Origin of the sequence: Amycolatopsis suaedae, assembly GCF_004214935.1 — a bacterium.
Taxonomy (GTDB): domain Bacteria; phylum Actinomycetota; class Actinomycetes; order Mycobacteriales; family Pseudonocardiaceae; genus Amycolatopsis; species Amycolatopsis suaedae.
This window is the reverse complement of sequence record NZ_SFCC01000002.1, coordinates 202,812-216,584: the sequence shown is the minus strand read 5'-3', so window position 1 is coordinate 216,584 and position 13,773 is coordinate 202,812. Positions and strand designations below refer to the sequence as shown.

Sequence of the window (13,773 nt, the reverse complement as noted above, 5' to 3'; positions counted from 1 at the left end):
CACCGACTACCGGCACCGGACAGAACGCGACGGAGTACCCACAGACCCCGGCAACGACGACACCACGGCCGACCACCCGGTACCGCGCCCCCGAACCCCGGCGGCAACCACCGTTGCCGACGACTTCAACTACTGGGCGAAGATCGTGGCCGCGCTGCCACCTATGACCGATGAGCAGATCAACGGAGCCGCGACCGTGCTCCGCAGGATCGACCAACGGCGACGCTCACCGTAAGGAGCCTGCCGTACAGACGCGCCCCCGGTCACGAGGTGACCGGGGGCGCATCAGTCTGCGACAGGACGTTACTCCTTGTCCGCCGTGATCAGCTCTGCGGCCGGGATGACCTTGATCCGGGATTTGTCGAATGTCCGTTTCCCCGTCCGGCTGCTCGGTGCGATCGTCATGCGGTCCCGTCCCAGAGCGTTGAGGAACATCGCGCGCTTGTCGGCAACAGTGGTCGCGTCAGCGGTCCACTCCGCGATCAGAGCATCCTTGCTCGCGGCCTGCCCCGGTCCGGTCGGTGAAACCTTCTCCAGTTCTTCCCGCTCTGCGGTCAGCCGGGCAAGATCAGCGACTAACGGCTCGTTGGCCGCGTCGAACGCTTCCAACGTCATCTGCCGACGTCCCAGCCGGTCCGACAACGCGGCCTGCAACGAGGTGCACAACGTGATCTCTTTCTCCACCGCGTCCAGACGCTCACTGTGCCGGGTCCGCGCCGCCGTGACAGCCGCCGCGCGCCGGGGGTCGGACAACCGGGCCACCGTGAACAGCATGATCGCGTTATCCACGGCCCGCATGTCCGCGAAAACCTTGCCGCAGCCGCGCCGGTGCTTGGCGCAGTAGTAGGTCGCCCGCGTCGTGCCGTCCGGGTAAGTCTTGGGCGCCTGCTTGCGAGCCGTGAGCCGCATACCGCAGCAATCACACCGCAGAATCCCCGTGCCGATGTAGGTCTGTCCCGTCTCGCCGGACTTCCGTCCCCGCCGACGACCCGCGTACAGCGCACGCAGCCGTTTGAACTTCTCCGGGTCCACGATCGGCTCACCATCGACACGCCCGACAAGCTTGCCCTCGTACTCGATCAGCCCAGCGTTGGCCGGACGCTCCAGCACAGCCCGCACCGTGACCGGCACGAACTCATTCCCGTTCACCGACCGCACACCTGCCGCGTTCCACTCCGCCGCGATCGTGCCCAACCCGATCCCGGCAAGCTGCGCATCCGTCCCCGTCCGGATGGCCTCCCGCTCGCCCTCCAGCTTCTCCGGCGCCACATCCGGCCGATCCTCCTCAGACTCGCCGGGACCAGGCGTCCACAACGCCTCCTTGCCCGGCCAGCCGAACCGACGCGGACCCCCCAGATATGCCCGACCCTGCTTGCGCTTCGTCTTGAACCGGCGCCGAATGCGACGCGACTTGTCATCCGAGGACTTACACGCCTGCGCGACCTCAATACGCAACGCGTACCGGTCGTCAGGGTTGGACAGATCCCGGGTGCCATGAGCCGAGTAGATCTTGTAGCCACTCTCGCCCAACTCGATGAGCTTCTCCAGGTCACGCGGCTGCCGAAACAGCCGGTCAGTGTGCCAGATGACCGCACCCTGCGACTCGCCCGACTCCACCCGCGCTAGCAGCTTCTCCCAGTCCTTACGCCGGGCACCACGCCGCCACGCCGACATCCCGTCGGCCAACTCCAGCCCCAACACCGCGTTGGGAATCTCGGCGATGACCTCGCGGTTATCGGCCCACTGGTCCTCAACCTTCTCCAACTCGCCCGTGTCCGGCTTCTTCGACAACCGGCCGTAGGAGTCCAGCACCAACGGCCGGTCGGAGCCCTGACCTGCATTAACCTCGTTGTCGGCACCCATGCCTCAAGAGTATGTACACAAAAGCAGGGTCGCCAATGCCACATTGGGGGCACACAGCACCCGGACTTTGCCGGGCACGGCGTCGGCGGCTAGCTGTCGCTACAGCTTTCTAGCGAAATCGCGATATTACGGCATACGCCGCGAGAGTGAGCGGTGACACCTAATCTGGCCGGATTCAGCTCGATGTTGCCGATGATTCATCGGCTGGTGTGCCACATCACCGGATAATCGTTGGCAACCTTGTGAAAAAAGGTGCATACTAGAAGCACAGCCACCGAGCAAGACCAAAGACCTCCGAAGGGGATGCCAGAACCGATGAACAACATCGCCGCCAAGCTCCGTGCCCGCCGCGCCGAGGCTCGTACTCGCCGGGCGCTGAACCGGGCGATCGACACCGCGGCCACCGCGACTGTTCGTCAGGAGCTCATCGCCATCGCCCAGGCCCGTCAGACCACCATGCGCTGACGGTCCTCGGCGGGTGATTTTCACCCAAACGAGTGACCTAGGACACATCAAGCCAGGGGTGTAACGCAGCCGAAGGCGCCGTCGATACCCCGTATGACCCCGTGATGCTGGCGGACCCCCGACCTGGCAGCATCACGGGGTTTCCATATGTCTGCCCTGTTCAGGGCGCCGCAGCGAGAAAATGACTTGCCTTCGGCCGACCTGTGACCTGATCATTGACTCAGTCAACGAACTTGTTGGAGCGGGTCAATGAACAACGTCGATCTGGCCGAACGCGTATCCACCGTGCGTGCGTTCAACCGCCTCTACACGGGTGTGATCGGGGTTCTCGACGAAGGCCCCGCCGACGCCGAGTACTCGCTGAGCGAGGCGCGGGTGCTGTTCGAGCTGTCCCGCCGGGACCGCACCCCCGTCCCCGACCTGCGCAAACGCCTCGACCTCGACCCCGGGTACGCCAGCCGCCTGCTCGGCAGGCTCGAATCCCGCGGCCTGGTCGCCCGCAGCCGCTGCGCGGACGACGGCCGCCGCCAGGTCGTCGAACTGACCGAGCACGGCCGCGCCGCGTTCCGCATCCTCGACCAGCGCAGTGTCAGCAACATCAGCTCGCTGCTCGGCCGCTTCGACGAGGACCAGCAGCAGCGGCTGCTGCGTGCCATGGCCACCATCACCGACGTCGTGGCCGGCCGCGAGGAGCGGCCGACGCTGGTCCTTCGCCCGCCGCGACCGGGCGACCTGGGCTGGGTCGTCCAGCGGCACGGCGACATCTACGCCAGGGAGTACGGCTGGGACGCCGGTTTCGAGGCCATGGTCGCCAAGATCGTCGCCGACTACGTCGAGCAGCACGACCCGCGGCGCGAAGCCGTCTGGATCGCCGAACTGGACGGCGAGCGGGTCGGCAGCATCGCCTGCGTCCGCGGCTCCGACGAGCAGACCGCCAAGTTGCGGTTGCTGCTGGTCGAACCGACCGCCCGTGGCTACGGCGTCGGCAGACGGCTGGTGACCGAGTGCGTCGAGTTCGCCAGGAGCCACGGCTACACGGCCATGGAACTGCTCACCGTCGACCTGCTCGCCGCTGCCCGCAAGCTCTACCAGGACGCCGGTTTCCAGCTCATCGACCAGAACCCCAGCGACGACTTCGGTCACCGCCTGGTCTGGCAAACCTGGCGACTGGAGTTCCCGCCGTGTTAGTCGGGTACTGCGCGGTGTGCGACCGGCGGATGCTGGTCGGGATCGACGAGGTCGAGTGGGTGCACAACCTCGCACCTGGCCTGATCTCGGTGACCAGCACCTGCCCGCGCGGGCACCAGCTCGTGGTGCTGACCGGCGAGTCGTTCACTCCGCGCGTCGACCCGAGGGTCTTCGACACGAGGCCGTGCTGGCTGCGCACGTCGCGCCGCTGGTGGACGCGTCTGCTGGCGCTGTGGCCGCGGCTATCGCCCCATTGAGTAGAACTCCGGGTTCGGGCGCAGCGCGGTGAGGTGCGCCAGCCGGTTCGACATGGCGAACAACGCGGTGATGGCCCCGACGTCCCAGATCTCGTCCTCGGTCAGGCCGGCCGCCCGCGCGGCGGACACGTGCTCGTCACCAAACCGGGCCGAGTCCTGGGCCAGCGCGAGCGCGAGGTCGACGATGGCGCGGCCGCGCGCGTCCAGCTTGGCCTGCCACGGGTTGCTCGACACCCGGTCGGCCAGCTCGGGATCCTTGGACCGGATGCGCAGGATGGCGCCGTGCGCGACCACGCAGTAGGTGCAGTGGTTGGCGCCCGACGTCGCCACCACGACCAGCTCCCGCTCGGCCTTGCTCAGTCCTTCGGACTTGTCCATCAACGCGTCGTGGTAGTCGAGGAACGCCCGCAGCTCGGCCGGACGGTGCCCGAGCGCACGGAAGATGTTCGGGACGAAGCCGGATTTCTCGGCGATCGCCGAGACACGTTCGGCCAGGTCAGCGGGCAGTTCGTCCGGTTCGACCACGCCGAACCTGCTCGTTTCGGTCATGCTGTCCACGCTACGGGTGTCCTGGTTGCGGTGTCGTCGTTCGTCTCCGTTCCGAACACCGACCACAGAGGCAGTGGAGGACGAGATGCCCAGATATGTCGGAATGCTCCGGTCCACCAGCGACGCGCAGGCCCACCTGGGACCTGCCGAGGCACAGCAGCTGCTGGAGGACTACCTGAACTGGAGCGAGAAGGCCCGGCTGGACGGGGTGCTGACCGGCAGCAACCCGCTCTCCCGTAGCGGCAGGGTGCTCCGGGACGGCCTGAAAACGACCGACGGGCCGCACACCGAGGCGACCGAGATCGTCGGCGGGTACCTGGAGATCGCCGCGGCCGACCTCGACGAGGCCGAGCGGATCTTCGGCACGCACCCGCACCTTGCCTACGGGCCCATCGAGATCCGCAAGATCGGCGAAAAGGGATGTGAGGACTGAGATGCCGAAGTACGTGGGGTTCGCCATCGGCGGGGAGGATCACCCGGTGTGGGCCGATCCGAAGACGGCCGAGGAGGCGATGGCCCGCTACGGCGAGTGGGACGAGAAGCTGCGTGCGCAGGGCCGGATGGTCTCCGGCGCCGGTCTCAACGAGACCGCCCGGGTACTGCGCCGCAAGGAGGACGACGTCCTGGTCAGCGACGGGCCGTTCGCCGAGGCCAGCGAGGTCGTCGGCGGCTGGGCGATGATCGAGGCGGCCGACTACGACGAGGCCGTCCGGATCTTCTCCGATCACCCGCACCTAGAGTTCGGGCCGCTGGAGGTCCGTGAGGTGGTCCTCGAATGAGCGCGGAGCCGGGCGAGCTGGTGGCGCATCTGTTCCGGCACAGCGCCGGGCGGATCACCGCCACGCTCGCCCGGTTCCTCGGGCCGGAACGGCTCGACCTCGCCGAGGAGGCGGTCGCCGACGCGGTGGAGCAGGCGCTGCGGACGTGGCCGCACGCCGGCGTGCCGGACAACCCGCGGGGCTGGCTGTTCCGCGCCGCCCGCAACCGGGCCGTCGACCTCCTGCGCAGGGAGAACACCCTGCGCGGCAAGCTGCCGATGCTCGCCGAGCTGGACGTCACCACCGACCGGCAGGGCACCGACGACGAGCTGGCGCTGATGCTGCTGTGCTGCCACCCCGAACTGTCGATGTCCTCGCAGGTGGCGCTCACGCTGCGGACCGTCGGCGGTCTCGGCATCGGCGAGATCGCCGCCGCGCTGCTCGCCAAACCCGCGGCCGTCGCGCGGCGGCTGACCAGGGCGCGGGGCTGGCTGGCCGCCAGCGGTCAGGCGTTCGAACTGCCCTCGCCTACCGAGCTGGAGTCCAGGGTGGACAGCGTGCTGGCCGTGCTCTACCTGCTGTTCACCGAGGGGTACGACGCGTCCAGCGGCGAGGCGGCCGTCCGCGGCGAGCTGTGCGGGGAGGCGATCCGGCTGGGCAGGCTGCTGCTCACCGACCGTCGCACGGACACCCCGCGGGCCCGTGCCCTGGTGGCGTTGATGCTGTTGCAGGCCAGCAGGCTGCCCGCGCGCACCGACTCCTCCGGTGACCTGCTGCTGCTCGACGAGCAGGACCGCACCCGCTGGGACCGCGCGATGATCGGCGAGGGCACCCGGCTGTTCGCCGCCGCGTGCACCGGTCCCGAGCTGTCGGCGTATCACGTCGAGGCGGCCATCGCGCTGTGTCACGCGGCCGCCGAGCAGCCGGAGGACACCGACTGGGCGCGGATCGTCGCGCTCTACGACCAGCTCATCGAGCTGCACCCGTCACCGGTCGCCCGGCTCAACCGGGCCATCGCGGTGTCCATGGTGGACGGTCCGGCGGCCGGGATCGCCGAGCTGGAGAAGCTGACCGGGCATCCCCGGCTCGCCGGGTACGTCCTGCTGCCCGCGGCGCTGGGCGCGCTGTGGCTGCGGGCGGACGAGCCGCGGAAGGCGGCCGAGTGCTACCGGCGGGCACTGGAACTGCCCTGCTCAGAGCCTCAGCGAAGGTTTATCGAACGACGTCTGGAGTTCACCTCGGGCTGATAGACACGCCGCGTGGACTGGACGGCCTACGTCGACGGCTACTGCGAGCGGCTGGCGCCCGGCTTCTGGGCCGAACCGCTGAACGCCGTGAGCAACCTGTCGTTCCTCGTCGCCACGGTGGCGACCTGGCGGCTGGCCGGGCGCAGCGCGCACCCGCGCATCACCAGGACCCTCTCGGTCCTGCTCGGGTTGATCTTCCTGGCCAGCAGCGCGTTCCACACCCTGGCGACGCGGTGGGCCGGGGCCGCGGACACCGGGTTCATCCTGGTGTTCGTCCTGTTCTACGCGGCCGCGTTCACGCGCCTGTTCCTCGACGTGCGGTGGCGTTACGCCTGGCTGGCCGCGCCCGCCTTCCTCGCCGTGACCGTCGCGTTCGGACTGCTCGGCATCGGCGGGACGTACCTGCCCGCGTTGATCGGCCTGTTCGTGTTCGCCGGGCTGCTGGCGGCGTCACGCAGACCGGAGATCCGGCGATGGTGGCCGCGGTTCGCGGTGACCGGCGGCGTCTTCGGCGCCTCGCTCGCGCTGCGCACCGCCGACCACAGTGTCTGCGGCAGCTTCCCGCCGGGCACGCACTTCCTGTGGCACCTGCTCAACGGGCTGGTGCTGTACCTGGTGTCCGCGGCGGCGGCGCTGGCACCGCCGCCGCCGCGAACGTCCGGCTAGTGCGGTGCGGCGACCGGACGGAGGTCCTTGTCGCCCTCGTCGACGTGGTAGTCGGCGTCGTCGGTGTCGTCGGTGCCGTTGGACACCTTGAACCGGCGGACGATCGCCGTCACCACCAGCGCCACGACCAGGTTCGCCACCAGGGCGACGATGCCGACGTAGATCTGGACCTGCGAGCCGGGGAACGGCTGCCAGCCGAACAGGTTCAGCTTGTCCAGGGTCAGCGCCGATCCGCCGAAGTGCGCCTTGCCGGTCGCCGGGTTGGGGATGTTGTAGAGCAGCAGCATTCCCCAGCCCATGCCGACGATCCAGCCGGCGACCAGGCCCCAGATGTGCAGCCACCTGGTGTACAGCGCGATGACCACGGCGGGCAGCGTCTGCAGGATCATCACGCCGCCGATCAGCTGCAGGTCGATCGAGAACTGCGGGTCGATGAACAGGATGAACGCGACCGCGCCGAACTTCACGATCAGCGATGCGAGCTTGGCCTGCTTGGCTTCCTGCACCGGGGTGGCGTCCGGCTTGATGAACTCCTTGTACATGTTGCGCGTCCACAGGTTGGCCGCCGCGATCGACATGATCGCCGCGGGCACCAGTGCGCCGATGCCGATGGCGGCGAATGCGATCCCGGCGAACCAGGCCGGGAACTGCTGCTCGAACAGCACCGGGATGACCGTGTTCGTGTCCGGCTTGCCGGTGGCGTTGTTGGTCAGCGCCTTGGTGCCGGCGGAGATGGCCACGTAGCCGAGCAGGGCCAGCAGGCCCAGCAGCAGCGAGTAGGCGGGCAGCGCCGACATGTTCCGCTTGATCACGTTGCGGCCGCGGGAGGCGAGCACGCCGGTGACCGAGTGCGGGTAGAGGAACAACGCGAGTGCCGAACCGAGCGCCAGCGTGGCGTACTGCAGCTGGTTGTTCGAGTTGAGCAGGATGCCGTCGTTCGGCGACGGGGTCGCGTCGAACTTCGCGTCGGCGGCACCGAAGATCTCGCTCCAGCCGCCCAGCTTGAGCGGCAGGTAGATCACCGCGACCAGGATGACCACGTAGATCAGGATGTCCTTGACGAACGCGATCAACGCGGGCGCGCGCAGGCCGGACTGGTAGGTGTAGACCGCCAGGATGATGAACGCGATCAGCAGCGGAAGGTGGCCGAGGAAGCCTGCCTCGTTGAAGCCCATGGTGCGCAGCACGGCCTCCAGGCCGACCAGCTGCAGCGCGATGTAGGGCATCGTGGCGACGATGCCGGTGATGGCGACGAGGGTGGCCAGCACCTTCGAGCCGTACCGGCCCTTCACGAAGTCGGCAGGCGTGACGTAACCGCGGGCCCGCGACACCGACCACAGGCGCAGCAGCGGCAGGAACACCAGCGGGTACACCAGGATCGTGTAGGGCAGGGCGAAGAAGCCCATCGCGCCGGCGCTGAACATCAGCGCGGGCACGGCGACGAACGTGTAGGCCGTGTAGAGGTCACCACCGATGAGGAACCAGGTGATCCACGAGCCGAACTTGCGGCCGCCGAGGCCCCACTCGTCGAGGTGGTCCAGGGTCTCGCCTGCCTTCCAGCGGGACGCCACGAACCCGAGGACGGTCACCACCAGGAAGAGCAGGGCGAAGATGATCAGCTCCGGCCACTGGATCTCGTTCACCGGGCGCTCCCCTCGTCCAGCTCGTCCACGTCGTGCTCAGGCGTACGGGGCGCGACGGTCGGCTTGTTCTTCGTCGCCAGGTAGACCAGCGAGGTGCTGACCACGCCGATCACGATTCCCACGAACTGGAACCAGTAGAAGAACGGCAACCCGAACAGGGCGGGCCCCTCGAAGTTGAACAACGGGGTGATCACGATCCACAGTGGAATGATCAGCAGCAGGTTCCACGGGCTGAACACCAGCCCGGTCGCCCTGCCACCGTGCTTGCCTGACGACATGCGGCCTCACCAACGTTTCCGGTCACGCCCTGGGCAGGGACGCGTTAGATCGCGTAGACCCTAGAACCTCGGGGCGGTCCCGTCACGCCGTCCTGTGTCGATTTGATCGAACCGGTAGGTAAGGTCAGCGCGAGCGATCGGGGGTGAGGAGTGCGAGCGGTGATGAGACTGTCGCACGTGGTGATGGCCGCGCTGGTGGTGACCACGCTCGCCGCCTGCACCACGCAGGTGAGCGGGCGTGCCGTCGCCGGAGCGCCGCCCCCACCTCCGCCGAGTCCGTCGGCGCCTGCCACCCCGACGTCCGGGCGTCCCGGCCTGCCCGAGGCAGGGCAGTGCGTCGCCGGTGACAGCCTGACACCGATCGACTGCACGAAGCCACATACGGTCGAGGTGACCAAGGGCGGCACGTTCCCGATGGAACTGCCCGCGACCCGGCCGCCGCAGCTGGACATCTTCAAGGCCGCGCTGCCCGACTGCCGTGCCGAGGCGGCGCGGTACCTGGGCAGCGACGCGTACGACGCGACGACGCTGGCGGCGTGGATGCTGTGGGCCAGCGAGCAGGACTGGCAAGCGGGCAACCGCTGGTACCGGTGCGGCATCGCGCAGCTCACCCCGGACAACAAGGCCATGATGCGCGCGGGAACGGTCCGCGGCGCGCTGGCCGGCGACGGGTTCTACGCCTTCCAGGCGTGCTCGTCGGTCAAGCCGCAGGAGGCGGCCGTCGCCCGGGTCGACTGCGCCGGACCGCACGTCGCGGAAGGCCTGGCCGTCGTGCCGATGGGCAAGCCGACCGACCCGATCCCCAGCCCGGAGCAGTTCAACGCCGCCGCGCGGCCGAAGTGCACCCAGGCGCTGGTGAACTACCTCGGCACGTCGACGCGGTCCGACGTGCTGGCCGCGTGGCGCTGGCCGAGCCAGCAGGAGTGGGCGCAGGGCTACACCAACGTCACCTGCTTCGCCCAGGTGGACGCCCCGGTGACGCGGCAGCTCAAGGGCATCGGCAACGCACCGCTGCCCAGATAACGGGTTGGTCTACCCGACGAACGTCTGTTGTCCACCGAGGGACTTCCTGAGTTTGATCGTGCGGTCGGGGAGCCGAGAAAACGGATAGCAAGGGGTCAATAAATGAAAAAACTTCGCCTCGCCGTGGCGATTCCGGCGCTGGCGGGTGGGATGCTGGCCGGCGTGGCGCCTGCCGTTGCCCAGCCGGCGGCCGCGCCGCCACTCAACTCGACGAACATTCCGGCCCGCTACGCCGACCAGGTCCTCGACTGGCACCGTTGCGGGGAGGGCGAGCTGCCGTCGGCGCCGCCGCCGGGTGCCGAGGACATCGAGTGCGCGACGTACCGGACCCCGCGCAACTGGGACCGCGCCGACGACAAGCAGGACCTGACCATCGCGGTCAGCAGGCTGAAGGCGACCGGCGGTGAGGCGACCGCCAGCGTCATCACCAACCCCGGCGGCCCGGGTGCGCCCGGCCGCGCGTTCCCGACCCGGCTGCGCAACCAGGCCAAGCTGCGTGCCAGCCAGGAGATCGTCGGTTTCGACCCGCGCGGCACCGGCAAGAGCACCAACATCACCTGCGGCGGTGCCATCGGCACCGGCAGCCACCTCGACCCGAGGGACCGCAACCGCGCCAACCTGAACCTGATCCTGGACGCCACGCGGTACGCCGCGAACTCGTGCCAGGTGAAGTCCGGCGAGCTGGGCCCGCTGATCAACACCTACCAGACCACCAAGGACATCGACCTGCTGCGCGTGCTGCTCAAGCGCGACAAGATCAACTGGGTCGGTTACTCGGCGGGCACCTGGATGGGCGCGCACTACGCGACCCGCTTCCCGGACCACGTCGGCCGGTTCGTGCTGGACTCGGCGACCGAGTTCACCACCACCTGGCAGAAGTCGTTCGACTGGCAGCCGCTGGGCTTCGAGCGGCGCTGGCGGGAGGACTTTCTGCCGTGGATGGCCAAGTACGACTCGGTCTACCACTTCGGCGCCACCGGTGAGGCCGCGCGGCAGACCTACGAGAAGGTCCGCTACGCGCTCACGCAGAACCCGGTGGAGCTGGACGGCGAGAAGGTCAGCGCGGCCAAGTTCGACTCGACCATCCCGGGTTACCTCTACGCCAAGCGGAACTTCCCGGTGCTGGCCGAGTACCTGGTCGCCGTGCGCACGCTGACAGAGGGCTCCACGACGGCCGAGCAGAAGGTCGCCGCGAAGCAGAAGGTCAAGGCCGAGCAGGCCGACAGCGACGTGATCGGTCCGCAGCCGCTGATGGTGCCGACCGACTACGACGACGCCTACGACGCCAGCTTCTGGACCATCCCGTGCAACGAGGGTCCGTGGAACGCCAACCGCAACAGCGTCATCCGGCAGTCGCAGCGGCTGATCGACCAGGACCTGCCGCTGCTGGGCGCTGGCTGGCTGATCCAGCCGTGCATCTTCTGGAAGAACCAGCCGATGCCGCTGCCCACGGTCGACGGCAAGGGCGTTCCGCCGGTGCTGATCGTGCAGTCGGTGAACGACCCGGCGACGCCGCTGGAGGGTGCGCAGCGTGCGCACCGGGCGTTCCAGGGTTCGCGGATGATCACCGTCACCGCTGAGGGTGACCACGGCATCTACGCCGGCGGCAACGCGCCGGTGGACAACGTGGTGGAGCGCTACCTGGTGGACGGGATCGTCCCGAACGACCAGAGCCTGCCCGGCCTGCCGTTGCCGGTGCCGCCCGGCGCCTGATTTCCGCTAGCGGGCGAGAGCCCCGTCGAGCCTCGGCTCGGCGGGGCTCTCTTTCGTTTCCACCTCGTCGTCGCCGAACATCCCGCTGACCAGGACCAGCAGGACCGCGCCGAGCGCGAGGACGAGCATCGCGATTCCGGCGAGCAGCATGACCTACCTCCTCGTGCGCTGTCCGCAGCGGCCTCGGTGACCACCGTCACTGACTGAGACGCACGGGGGACCCGATCCGTTCAGTTGCATTTCACTTGCCCACAGCCTGTGCACAGAGTTGTCCACAGGCTGTGGGCAAGTGTCGGGTACGAGTGGTATTACTATTGGTTCCATGGTGCGTGTGCCGTTGACCGAAGCCGAACGCGAGCGGGGCGAGCGACTGGGCGTGGTGCTGCGTGAGGCGCGGGGCGCGCGCAGCATGGCGGAGGTGGCCACGCGGGCGGGGATCTCCGTGGAAACCCTGCGCAAGATCGAGACCGGCCGGATCCCGACCCCGGCGTTCTTCACTGTCGCGGCCATCGCCGACGCGGTCGACCTGCCGCTGGACCTGCTGCGGCGCGCCGTCGAGGCCGCGCCGCTGGAGCAGGCGGTCTGACGTTCCGGCGGTGGCGCGGGCTCCAAGCTCGTGAAGGCCACCTTCATTAGGTGAAACGCCAGGGCCCCGGCACAGTCGGGCTCTGTGCGTTCGAACGCAGAACTCGCGGGCCGGAGTGCGGAACTCGCGTGCGTGAGCGCAGAACTCACGATGTGGACGCCGGTTCTCACCTCGTGCCGATCGCCGCGTGAACGGGCCGGTCGCCGAGTCCTCCGTTCCCGACCCGCGAGTCGACCGTTGCGGACCCACGAGTCGCACGTTCCCGTCCACCTGGTCCCACCGCCCGGCACGCCGATTCCAGATCGCGGGACGAACCCGTCCTCGCCTGGCCGAACGGGCCGCTCGCGCGGCCCTGCCGGGCCGGAACGCGAGTTTCGCGTTCCTGAACACGTCATTCGCGTTCCCGAACACGACACTCACCATCCGGACCCGCGAGTCCCACCGTCGTGCACGCGAGTCCCACGCTCCGGCACGCGAACTCCACGCTCCCGCACCACCACGACTCCCGGACTTTGCCGGGGCCCTGACGTCTCACGTAATGAAGGTGGCCTTCACGTGCTTGGGACTTCAGACGAGGCGTCGCGGTCGCAGGAGGCCGAGGATGTTGTCCCTGTCGTTGAGGAAGTTGTAGCCCGGCCGCGGGATGTCGTAGCTGTTCATCAGCCGCGTGAAGTCGGCCAGCTCGTCCGGGGTGAGCACCACGTCCTGCGCCGACAGGTGCGCCGCCAGCACGTCGACCAGCTCCTCCCACTCCCCGGAGTGGTGCAGGCTGCGGTAGTGCGCCAGGTCGTCGGGCGGGATGCGGTCGGACAGCTGGGACAACAGCGTCTCGGCGAAGTAGCTGACGCGGCCGTCGGTCAGGTCGGCGACCGTCGGATGGGCCGGATCGCGGGCCGTGTCCGGATTGCGCACGACGCCGGTGCCGCCGACCGGGTAGGCGATGTGGACCTGGCCGTTCTGCTCGATGAGGACGACGATCTCGACGCCGTCGCGGACGCCGGCGGTGCGCCAGCGCCCGTTGCGTAGTCGGCGGGGTCGCTCGTCCGGATTCTTGGCGACGTCGACGACGGTGCTCAGAATCCGCTCGTCGGTCCAGCCGACGGGGAACTCGGTGGTCGCTCTTCGTCCCTTGCCCGGTGCGTGTCCACCACCCACGGTGCCTCCTTCCGGCGCGAGCAGACTACTCCGCACTACTGTCGGCTGCCCCTTCATCGGACGGGTGAACCCGTACCCGAAGGTGGTTCACGATCCCGCGTCAGGCAATGCCTCGACGATCTCGTCAATGCGGACGAGGTAAGGATACCCAACCGTGTGCACCTCTCGGTAGACGTCAGCGATCGCCAGAAGACGGCCCCGCTCCACCTGCTTTACCTCAATGTTTCCCTGTTCCAAACTGGCCAGCATGAGGTCCGCAAATTCCTCTTCTTCGCCGCCCTCCAAAAATTCCCGAAGCGACCTTACATCTTTGACAGGCAAGCGATCTTCCATAGATGTAAGCAATTCTTCCATTTCAGCACCGAGGTCGATCCCCGCCATA

The 13,773-nt window shown here is 68.3% G+C and carries 17 protein-coding genes; 10 read left to right on the top strand and 7 right to left on the bottom strand.

What is annotated here, in order from left to right:
- Positions 1 to 303: 303 nt before the first annotated feature.
- Complete coding sequence (locus EWH70_RS04200; RefSeq protein WP_130473894.1) at positions 304 to 1,863, bottom strand: recombinase family protein; 1,560 nt, start codon at positions 1,861 to 1,863, stop codon at positions 304 to 306.
- Positions 1,864 to 2,178: 315 nt separating this feature from the next.
- Here EWH70_RS04200 and EWH70_RS35385 point away from each other — a divergent pair, with 315 nt between their 5' ends.
- The 3 genes from EWH70_RS35385 to EWH70_RS04190 all read left to right on the top strand — a co-directional run bounded on the left by EWH70_RS35385 (position 2,179) and on the right by EWH70_RS04190 (position 3,773).
- On the top strand, positions 2,179 to 2,328 hold the full coding sequence (locus EWH70_RS35385; RefSeq protein WP_165436135.1) for a hypothetical protein: 150 nt from the start codon (positions 2,179 to 2,181) through the stop codon (positions 2,326 to 2,328).
- Positions 2,329 to 2,577: 249 nt separating this feature from the next.
- Entirely contained in the window at positions 2,578 to 3,516 is a 939-nt protein-coding gene (locus tag EWH70_RS04195; protein ID WP_130473893.1) for a bifunctional helix-turn-helix transcriptional regulator/GNAT family N-acetyltransferase, read from the top strand.
- Entirely contained in the window at positions 3,510 to 3,773 is a 264-nt protein-coding gene (locus tag EWH70_RS04190) for a hypothetical protein (RefSeq protein WP_130473892.1), read from the top strand. Before EWH70_RS04195 ends, EWH70_RS04190 begins: the two co-directional genes overlap by 7 nt.
- On the opposite strand, the gene EWH70_RS04185 is transcribed toward EWH70_RS04190, so the two are convergent.
- Positions 3,759 to 4,322, bottom strand: a complete 564-nt coding sequence (locus EWH70_RS04185) for a peroxidase-related enzyme (protein ID WP_130473891.1) — start codon at positions 4,320 to 4,322, stop codon at positions 3,759 to 3,761. The two genes, EWH70_RS04190 and EWH70_RS04185, sit on opposite strands and share 15 nt — an antisense overlap.
- Positions 4,323 to 4,407: 85 nt before the next feature.
- Here EWH70_RS04185 and EWH70_RS04180 point away from each other — a divergent pair, with 85 nt between their 5' ends.
- The 4 genes from EWH70_RS04180 to EWH70_RS04165 are packed head-to-tail and all read left to right on the top strand — an operon-like array spanning position 4,408 to position 6,993.
- Positions 4,408 to 4,755 carry a YciI family protein gene (locus EWH70_RS04180; protein WP_130473890.1) on the top strand — a complete coding sequence of 116 codons (348 nt, stop codon included), beginning with the start codon at positions 4,408 to 4,410 and terminating at the stop codon, positions 4,753 to 4,755.
- Between the two features lies 1 nt (position 4,756).
- The gene (locus tag EWH70_RS04175; protein WP_130473889.1) at positions 4,757 to 5,101 is read left to right on the top strand and encodes a YciI family protein; all 345 of its coding nucleotides are present in this window, start codon (positions 4,757 to 4,759) and stop codon (positions 5,099 to 5,101) included.
- Positions 5,098 to 6,327, top strand: a complete 1,230-nt coding sequence (locus EWH70_RS04170; protein ID WP_130473888.1) for an RNA polymerase sigma factor — start codon at positions 5,098 to 5,100, stop codon at positions 6,325 to 6,327. The genes EWH70_RS04175 and EWH70_RS04170 overlap by 4 nt, the downstream gene beginning before the upstream one ends.
- A 12-nt stretch (positions 6,328 to 6,339) precedes the next feature.
- Complete coding sequence (locus EWH70_RS04165; protein ID WP_130473887.1) at positions 6,340 to 6,993, top strand: hypothetical protein; 654 nt, start codon at positions 6,340 to 6,342, stop codon at positions 6,991 to 6,993.
- Here the strand turns inward: EWH70_RS04165 and mctP are convergent.
- Both mctP and EWH70_RS04155 read right to left on the bottom strand, forming a co-directional pair.
- A complete protein-coding gene (gene mctP / locus EWH70_RS04160) occupies positions 6,990 to 8,636 on the bottom strand; it encodes a monocarboxylate uptake permease MctP (protein WP_130473886.1) in 1,647 nt (548 codons plus the stop codon). The two genes, EWH70_RS04165 and mctP, sit on opposite strands and share 4 nt — an antisense overlap.
- Positions 8,633 to 8,914, bottom strand: coding sequence for a DUF3311 domain-containing protein (locus EWH70_RS04155; RefSeq protein ID WP_130473885.1), 282 nt, complete (start codon positions 8,912 to 8,914; stop codon positions 8,633 to 8,635). The genes mctP and EWH70_RS04155 overlap by 4 nt, the downstream gene beginning before the upstream one ends.
- A gap of 162 nt (positions 8,915 to 9,076) precedes the next feature.
- Here EWH70_RS04155 and EWH70_RS04150 point away from each other — a divergent pair, with 162 nt between their 5' ends.
- Entirely contained in the window at positions 9,077 to 9,937 is an 861-nt protein-coding gene (locus tag EWH70_RS04150) for a septum formation family protein (RefSeq protein WP_130473884.1), read from the top strand.
- 102 nt (positions 9,938 to 10,039) lie between these two features.
- Positions 10,040 to 11,650, top strand: a complete 1,611-nt coding sequence (locus EWH70_RS04145; protein ID WP_130473883.1) for an alpha/beta hydrolase — start codon at positions 10,040 to 10,042, stop codon at positions 11,648 to 11,650.
- 6 nt (positions 11,651 to 11,656) lie between these two features.
- Here EWH70_RS04145 and EWH70_RS35380 read toward each other — a convergent pair whose 3' ends face one another.
- Entirely contained in the window at positions 11,657 to 11,800 is a 144-nt protein-coding gene (locus tag EWH70_RS35380) for a hypothetical protein (RefSeq protein WP_165436144.1), read from the bottom strand.
- 172 nt (positions 11,801 to 11,972) lie between these two features.
- Between EWH70_RS35380 and EWH70_RS04140 the strand changes: the two genes are divergently transcribed.
- Entirely contained in the window at positions 11,973 to 12,236 is a 264-nt protein-coding gene (locus EWH70_RS04140) for a helix-turn-helix domain-containing protein (RefSeq protein WP_130473882.1), read from the top strand.
- A 567-nt stretch (positions 12,237 to 12,803) separates the two neighbouring features.
- On the opposite strand, the gene EWH70_RS04135 is transcribed toward EWH70_RS04140, so the two are convergent.
- Together EWH70_RS04135 and EWH70_RS04130 are read right to left on the bottom strand one after the other, a co-directional pair.
- Positions 12,804 to 13,391: an EndoU domain-containing protein gene (locus tag EWH70_RS04135; protein WP_130473881.1), complete on the bottom strand. Its 588-nt coding sequence runs from the start codon at positions 13,389 to 13,391 to the stop codon at positions 12,804 to 12,806.
- A gap of 87 nt (positions 13,392 to 13,478) precedes the next feature.
- Positions 13,479 to 13,772 (bottom strand): hypothetical protein, encoded by a 294-nt coding sequence (locus EWH70_RS04130; RefSeq protein ID WP_130473880.1) that lies wholly within the window; start codon positions 13,770 to 13,772, stop codon positions 13,479 to 13,481.
- Position 13,773: the final 1 nt, after the last annotated feature.